We start from the raw sequence: 8,280 nt of genomic DNA on the forward strand, positions 1-8,280 counted from the left end.
CTACGTTGTCCCGGCGAGACCCGGTCAAACGGAGCCTTTTCAAGCGCGTTCTTCGTGGCACTCTCTATGTGAAGCTTGGCCTTGTCGTTTTCGTGGCGGTCGCCTTGGGTCTGCTTTACCTGCGGCTCTCCGCGGCTCCCATGAGCTTCGGGAGCCTGCCGGACCGCGTCGCAGGAGCCCTGGCGGCCCGCATCGGGCCAGGCTGGAACGTAACGCTGCGGAATACTGCCATCGAGCTCCATGACGGCTCGCCGGCCCTGAGGGCGAACGGCCTCGACATCCGGGCGCCCGGCGGCGACCTCGTGCTGCGGGCTCCCTATGCGATCTTCAGCGTCGACCTCATGTCCCTGCTGACCGCCAACCTTCAGCCCAAGGCCATCGAGGTGCGCGACCTGCAACTGCGGGTCCTGGTCAACCGGGACGGATCGCTCGCCTTCTCGCCCGTACAAGCCGGCGAGGTCGAGGCCGGTACGCCGCCCATCTCGTCGGAGCCTTCCAAGGAGGCGGCGGCCTCGCTGGCCCGCGATGCCAATGGACCTTCCCCGGTCTCAGGGGTCGTCGGATCGTTGCTCGACCTCATCGTCGGTCCGGGGAGCGTCCTCAACTCGCTCGGCCAGGCCGAGTTGACCAATGCACGCCTCGTCTTCGTCGATGCGGACGGCCGCGAACGGGCGCGGTTCCAGCGCGTGGACGCGGCTTTCGACTGGACCGAGAGCGGCGGACGTCGCTTCGCCGCGACGGTCGAGGGCGATCAGGGACCCTGGCAGCTCAACGGCGACGCTCTCGTTGAGGGCAGCGGCGCCTACCGGGCCGGGGTGGTCGCCAAGGAAGTGCCGATCAAGGACATCCTCCTGCTCGCCGGCGCGTCCGAGCTGCCGGCGACCACGGATCTCGAGTTCTCCGGGCGCTTCGACATCGGCTATGCGGAGGGCCGGATCACCGAGCTGAAGACCCGGCTCGAGAGCAATGCCGGCACGTTCCAGATCGAGGACAAGGACACGTCGCCCTTCCCCGTGGAACGCGCGACGATCACCGCGCAATGGAACGAGGCCGAGAAGGTGCTCGACCTGCAGGAACTCGCCCTGAAGGGCGGCGACACGAAGCTGCTTCTGCAGGGACGTTTCGCAACTCCGGTCTCGAACAAGCCCTGGCGCCTGTCGCTCGGCGGTCGCGATCTTGTGTGGTCCGGTGCGGCGACCGGCGACCGCCCCCTTCAGGTCGGCGAGTTCGCCGCCGATCTGTCCGGCCCTGACGGGGTCCGGATCAACAGCGTGACGCTGAAAGGACCCGAGCTTTCGGCGCGGATCAGCGGGCTGATCGGGGCCGCGGCGGACCCGAAGGGTCTGCATCTGGATGTGCGGGCCGAGAAGACGAACATCCGTTCGGCGCTTCGCATCTGGCCCGAGGCCGTTGCCCCTCCGGTCCGCCGGTTTCTCGTGTCCAACCTGAAGGCGGGCACGCTGGACGCCATCGATCTCAAGGTTGCGATGACCGGGGCCGATATCGAGAAGGCGGTGACGGGCGGCCCGACGCCGGACGAGTCCCTGAAGATCGACTTCACGATCTCCGATGGCGTTCTCCAGGTGGCAGACGGTCTTCCGCCGATCTCGGGCATGAACGTGACTGGCCATGTAACGGGTCGCAAGGTCGCCGTCCGCGCGTCCTCCGGGCTCGTCCAGATGGCGGGCAACCATTCGCTGGATGCCTCGGACGGCGCGTTCATCCTCGACGATTACTGGGACGACCGGGCGCTGGCCCGCATCGATTTCCGCCTGACGGGCGGCGCCGACGGGCTCGGCGCCCTGCTGCTGGAGCCGCGGATCAAGGAAATCGCCGGGTTCAACATCGATCCCGCCACCATGAAGGGCCGGACGGATCTGCGGGTCGGAATCGGCCTGCCCGTCAGCCATATCCCGCCGTTCGCCGACCTGCCGCTGAAGGTCACGGGAACCGTCAACGACTTCGCCGTCGACAAGTTCTTCGGCAAGGATCGCCTAGAAGGCGCCAATCTGACGATCGCCTACGACCGAGGCGACCTCGTCGTCAAAGGCGACGGCAAGCTGGCCGGCAGCGCGGCCGTGATCGATCTGCAGAAGAACCGGCAGGGCGGGCAGGCGAGCGTGGCGTTCTCCCTCGACGAGGCGGCACGCGGCAGGCGCGGGCTCTCCTTCGGCTCCCAGCTGACCGGAACGGTCGGGCTCAAGGCAAGCCTCCCCCTCGGGGCTTCGGCTCCCTCGACCATCCTGGTCGAAGCCGATCTTGCCAAGGCGGCCGTGGATCAGCTGATCCCCGGTTGGGTGAAGCCGGCCGGACGGCCCGGGAAGCTGACGTTCACGTTCGTCGAAGGACCGACCGACGAGATCAGGGATCTGCAGCTCGACAGCGGCACCGTGCAGCTGAAAGGCAGTGCGACGCTCTCGACCGAAGGCAGCCTGGAGAAGGCCGAGCTCGCGACCTTCAAGCTCTCGCCCGGCGACGAGATGCGTGCGCAGATCGAACGCTCCAGCAATGTCTACAAGGTCGCGATCCGGGGGAATGTGGGCGATGCCCGCCCGTTCCTGAAGGGTGGTGCGGCGGGCTCCGCCAATCCGGGCTCGCCAGGACGGAACGCGGCTGGGCAGAGGGACGGCAAGGACTTCGACCTTGATCTGAACCTCAACATCCTGACCGGCTACAACGAGGAGGCGATCACCAACGCGGTGATCAAGGCCTCGGTGCGCAAGGACAACCTGCGCCAGCTCGACATGAAGGGTCGCCTCGGCGCGACCGACATCATCGGACGGACACTGCCGGATCCCGGCGGTCCGGTGGTGATCCTCCAGGCACAGGATGCGGGCGCGCTCCTGCGCTTCACCGACGTTTACCGGCGTATGTCCGGCGGGGACCTCATTCTCCAGCTTGCCACAGGCGACGGCCCGCAGGCCGGCCATGTGATCCTGCACTCGTTTGCCCTGGTCAACGAGCCGGCCCTTCGGCGGATCATCCCCACCCAGACGCAGATCATCGCCGGCCAGGACCGGGCCGGCAACCCGCAGAATGTCCGGGTGGATGTGAACGAGGTGCAGTTCACCAAGGCGCGGCTCGAATTCACCCGCAATGCCGGCCGGCTCGATTTCAAGGATGCCGCGATCTGGGGCAACCAGATCGGCTTCACGCTGGGCGGATTCATCGATTACGCCCGCGACCGGCTCGACATCGCCGGCACCTTCGTGCCGGCGTACGGCCTCAACAACGTGTTCGCTCAGGTCCCGCTCTTCGGGCCGCTTTTGGGCGGGGGCCAGAACGAGGGGCTGTTCGCGGTCAATTTCCGCCTGAACGGCCAAGCCAGCGCACCGTCCCTGACGGTCAATCCCCTGTCGGCCGTCGCGCCGGGCTTCCTGCGCAAGCTCTTCGGCGTGGGGGCGAGTGTTGAACCGCAGACAGGATCCCTGCCGACGGTTCCGGAACGCTGATCGACCGGGCCTTCGGCCGCAAAGGCCACCGGCCGACCGGGAAGCCCTGGACAGACGAGGCGTTTGTCCGTCATGGCCCACGGGGACGCCCCAGGTCGGCGTGGCTCATGTCCCGCCGGATCGCGGAGGCGATCAGGTCGAAGTCGTGCGCGCTGATGGACACAAGCCCGAACCGGAGCTGGTATCCCCAGTTCGATCGTCCGGCCGTGAGGTCGAGGCTGTCCAGCAGCGGATGGATCGGTGCCTCCTGGGCCTCGGCCCAGACCACGTCCCGGCGATAGGGGTGGAAGCCGCCCCCCATGTCGATCTGGTAGGTCTGCGCCCCTTGGACGGTCCCGATTGCCGTGAAGGCCTGCAAACGGTCCCTGCCGCCGAAGGTCAGGGTTGGCGAGTAATAGATGATCCCGTCGTCTGGCTTGATCCTCCGCAAGGGTGCCGCCTTGCCGTGACACACCTGCATGAAGCCCTCCGAACGCCCCCGCCGGACATGCTCGGCGGAGGCGACGGCCATCCAATAGCCTGTCATGATGCACCCCTCCTATTCGGCCGCTGGAGCGAAGACGCGCAGGCGGTGATTGTCCGGGTCGAGAGCGACGAAGGTTCGGCCGAAATCCATGACGGTCGGCTCCTGGATGATCGACACACCGCGGGCCTTCCAGTCGACGCATGTCGCGTCGACGTCGGCGTCCCTGCCGACCGGGAAGGCGAGTTCGGCTCCGCCGCCCGGCACCATCGCGGCGGGCTGGACCGTGTGCCGCGACCACAGGCCGAGCATCAGGCCGGACTCGAGGGCGAACAGGACGAAGGTCGGCGAGGCCTCGACGGGCTTGCGCTGAAGCAGCTCGCCGTAAAACTCGCCGCTGGCGGCAGGGCTGTCCACGTAGAGGAGAATGAAGTTGGGGGTCGGCACATCTGGTCTCCGTTGAATGCGACACGGAGGACACTACGGCACGATGCTGTCAGTTTCCGGCAGCAGTGATCAGACCGGTGCTGGGATGCCCTCGGATTCCCGCCAGTCCTTCAGAAGCGCCCGGCGACGGCGCGGGTAGCGGATCTCGGTCGGCGTCAGGCTTGCGATCCGGTCGGTGCGGAAGTGCCGGAAGTCCTGCCGCAGCTCGCACCAGGCGACCACGGCTCGCACCTGGTCGAAATAGCCCAGTGCGACCGGCCAGATCGTCCGCTCGGTCGCGCTGCCTCTGCCGTCCCTGTAGCGGATCACGAGCTTTCGCTCCGATCGGATCGATTTGCGGATCGAGGCAACGTCAACGATGTCCCCGACGATCGGGTTGCCCGGGCCGACAAGGAGCGGCGAGGCATCGAGGCTGCCGCGAAGGTCGTCGGGCAGAACGGCGGCGATCTTGGCGAGCGCGTTGAGGGCCGCGGACGCCAAGGGGCCGTCGGCCCGATCGGCAACCCATCGGGACCCCAGCACGAGGGCCTCGATCTCGTCATCGGAGAGCATCAGAGGGGGCAGCAAGTAGCCGGGTTTGAGGATGTATCCGATCCCCGGCTCGCCTTCGATGCTGGCCCCCTGAGCCTGCAGGCTGGCAATGTCCCGGTAGAGCGTTCGGAGGCTGACGCCGAGTTCCTGCGCGAGGGATCTCCCGCTCACGGGGCGACGGTGGCGGCGCAGCGTTTGCAGGAGTTCGAGCAGGCGCTCCGAACGGGTCAAAGCAGGGCCCTCATGAGCGGACGTCATAGTCTGGCAGGTTCGGTGCGCCTTGCCCACTCCGAACCGGACCCGGAGACGACGTGGAATCCCGGCTCATGTCGGGCGGCTTTCGCCGCCGGTGGCCGGATCGATCAGACGGCGCGCAGGAGCACGTGCTTCTTCTTGCCGAAGGACAGCTTGATCACGCCCTCGGCGGTCACGTCGGACAGGCTCAAGGTGCCGCGCTCGTCCGAGACGATCTGGTCGTTCACCTTCAGGCCGCCGCTCTTCACCTGCCGGCGCGCCTCGCTCGAGGACGGTACGAGCTTCGCATAATCGGGGCCGAAGGCCGTCAAGACGCCGAGGCCGCCTTCTAGGACGCTGGACGCGATCTCGACGGTCGGCAGGCTCTCCGCCAGCGTACCCTGCTCGAAGGTCTTCTGCGCCGTCTCGGCGGCCAGTTCCGCAGCCTCACGGCCATGGAGCAGGGCGGTGGCTTCCGTCGCCAGGACTTTCTTCGCTTCGTTGATCTCGGCTCCTTGCAGGGCCGAGAGCTTGGCGATCTCGCCCATCGGCAGGATGGTGAAGAGCCTCAGGAAGCGCGGAACGTCCGCATCCTCGGTGTTGCGCCAGAACTGCCAGTAATCGTAGGGGCTCAGCATGTCGGCGTTGAGCCAGACGGCCCCGGAGGCCGTCTTGCCCATCTTGGCGCCGGACGCCGTCGTCAGAAGAGGGCAGGTGACGGCATAGAGCTGCGGCGTGCCGAGGCGGCGGCCGAGATCGATGCCGTTGACGATGTTGCCCCATTGGTCCGAGCCGCCCATCTGCAGGACGCAGCCGTAGCGCTTGTTGAGCTCCACGAAGTCGTAGGCCTGGAGGATCATGTAGTTGAATTCCAGGAACGACAGCTCGTGTTCCCGGTCGAGGCGCAGCTTCACGCTGTCGAAGGACAACATGCGGTTGACCGAGAAGTGCCGGCCCACGTCGCGCAGGAACTCGATGTAGTTGAGTTTGGTCAGCCACTCGGCGTTGTCGGCCATCATGGCGTCGGTCTTGCCCTCCCCGAAGCTAATGAAGCGGGAGAACACCGTTCTGATGCTCTCCTTGTTGGCCTCGATCTGCTCCACGGTCAGGAGCTTGCGGCTCTCGTCCTTGCCGGATGGATCGCCCACCCGGGTCGTCCCGCCGCCCATCAGCGTGATCGGCTTGCCGGCTCCGGTCTTCTGCAACCAGTGCAGCATCATTATTGAGAGAAGATGCCCCACATGGAGCGACGGGCCGGTGCAGTCGTAGCCCACATAGGTGGTCAGGCGATTCTCGAGCGCAGCCGCGTCGATCCCTTCGAAATCCGAGGTCTGGTGAATGAAGCCCCGCTCCGTCAGGACCTTCAGAAATTCCGATTTCGGTACGTTCATCGCATCTCTCGTCTGGGGCGATCACAGGTGGCGAAGCCTGTAGCAGGTTCGTGCATTCATTTCATCCCTATCGCGCACAACGCCAGGTGGCATGTCGCGAACAAACTTCGCCGAATGAGTAGCTTGACAGTAACAGTTCAGAGATAAACAATGTTATCACATGACGTATCCGATGGAGGGCTGCATGTGTTGTCTCTGCTTGTCGAACGGTCAAGGCCCCTCCTGGTCGAGCTTCGGTCATGGGATGCCAGGATCCATTCCCGATGGAGTGGTTCAAACCGTGCTCTCCATGGGACAGGGCTCCGTGGGGACGTCGTTCCAGCCGTATGACATCTATGCCAGCATGGCGGCGGGATCACCCTTGAGCGATGCGTGGGATTGGGCATCCGGCAAGGTCGGCGACCTCTACGATACCGTCTACAACTGGGTATCGGATAATGTCTCTCGATCGCCGATCGGTATCTTTTCCATCCTTGCGAGTGCCGCTCCCTACGCCATGTCGGGGGTGAGGTTCAACGTCCCGGCCGGGGTCGATAGCGATGTCCTGGGCATTCTGTCCGGTTCACAATGGAATAGCACGGAGATCACTTATAGCCTGCCGGATTCCCGTGGCGACTACCAATGGGTCAATCCGAGCGCGAACGGCTATCGACCCCTGACCTTCGAAACTGAGCAGGCGGTTCGCTACGCCCTTGAAGGCTACAGTCCCTATTCGGGGGGACCGAAGATGGGATTGTCGTCGGTCGAAGGGGTGACCAATCTCTCACTGAGTTATGCGGGTCGCGACGGCGGAACCCTCCAAATTGCCGGTTTCAACCCAAATGAGCTCATCAACCGCAGTCACGGCTATTATCCTGGTGTTCCAGTCTATGGTGGCGACGTTTGGCTGGAGCGGAACAGCGGGTTGCCGGGGACCTATAGCTATATGCTCGTCCTGCATGAGCTTGGTCACTCTCTTGGTCTCAAGCACCCTCACGATTCAGGCGGCACATTGCCCACCATGAGCGGCGAGCACGATTCGCCGGAATACACGGTCATGTCCTATGGCAATACGTGGGACAATCCGCAAACCTACATGCAATATGACATCGCCGCGCTGCAGGAAATGTATGGGGCCGACTTCACGACCAACGGCGGCAATACCGTTTACTTGTGGTCCCCGGAAACAGGCGAAGCGTTCGTCAACGGCATCGGGCAGGGTGCGCCCGTGACCAACAAAATCTTCATGACCATCTGGGACGGCGGCGGAAACGACACCTACGATCTATCGAATTATTCTGGCGACCAAACGATTGATCTCGCGCCTGGCGGCTGTATCAAATTCTCTCAGACTCAGCTCGGGATGAAGACCTCCACGAGCTTCGTGCGCGGCAATGTCTACAACGCCTTCCAATACCGCGGCGACCCACGGTCCTTGATCGAGAATGCCATCGGCGGATCGGGTCATGACAGCATCAAAGGCAATGTGGCAAGCAACATGCTCGATGGTGGCGCCGGCAATGACGGCCTGTCGGGCGCTTCCGGCGATGATACGATCCTTGGAGGTGCCGGCCACGACTGGCTCGACGGTGGCACCGGGGCCGACCTGATGGATGGCGGCGAGGGCTGGGACGTGGCCTCGTACCAGAGTGCCACCAGCGGCATCACGGTCGACCTCACCAGCAACGCCAACAGCGGCGCGGCCGCCGGCGACAGGATCCTCAACGTCGAGGTGCTGCAGGGCTCGAACCACGCCGACCGGCTCACCGGGCTCGACCGCGGC

At 64.9% G+C, this 8,280-nt stretch carries 6 protein-coding genes; 2 read left to right on the forward strand and 4 right to left on the reverse strand.

Annotated features, from left to right (window positions below):
* Positions 1-68 precede the first annotated feature (68 nt).
* Entirely contained in the window at positions 69-3,452 is a 3,384-nt protein-coding gene (locus KBI52_RS11255) for a DUF3971 domain-containing protein (protein ID WP_210807478.1), read from the forward strand.
* Between the two features lie 70 nt (positions 3,453-3,522).
* Here the strand turns inward: KBI52_RS11255 and KBI52_RS11260 are convergent, their stop codons facing one another.
* The 4 genes from KBI52_RS11260 to tyrS form a co-directional block, all read right to left on the reverse strand.
* Complete coding sequence (locus tag KBI52_RS11260) at positions 3,523-3,978, reverse strand: EVE domain-containing protein (protein WP_210807480.1); 456 nt, start codon at positions 3,976-3,978, stop codon at positions 3,523-3,525.
* 12 nt (positions 3,979-3,990) lie between these two features.
* Positions 3,991-4,362 (reverse strand): VOC family protein, encoded by a 372-nt coding sequence (locus KBI52_RS11265; protein WP_173945918.1) that lies wholly within the window; start codon positions 4,360-4,362, stop codon positions 3,991-3,993.
* A gap of 69 nt (positions 4,363-4,431) precedes the next feature.
* Positions 4,432-5,124 (reverse strand): YafY family protein, encoded by a 693-nt coding sequence (locus tag KBI52_RS11270; protein ID WP_210807482.1) that lies wholly within the window; start codon positions 5,122-5,124, stop codon positions 4,432-4,434.
* 131 nt (positions 5,125-5,255) lie between these two features.
* Positions 5,256-6,518, reverse strand: coding sequence for a tyrosine--tRNA ligase (gene tyrS, locus KBI52_RS11275; protein ID WP_173945916.1), 1,263 nt, complete (start codon positions 6,516-6,518; stop codon positions 5,256-5,258).
* A gap of 304 nt (positions 6,519-6,822) precedes the next feature.
* On the opposite strand from tyrS, the gene KBI52_RS34085 reads away from it, so the two are divergent.
* Positions 6,823-8,280, forward strand: a 1,458-nt coding sequence (locus KBI52_RS34085) for a M10 family metallopeptidase (RefSeq protein ID WP_210807484.1), incomplete at its 3' end; no start/stop codon positions are given.

The organism is Microvirga sp. HBU67558 (assembly GCF_018069605.1).
Taxonomy (GTDB): domain Bacteria; phylum Pseudomonadota; class Alphaproteobacteria; order Rhizobiales; family Beijerinckiaceae; genus Microvirga; species Microvirga terrae.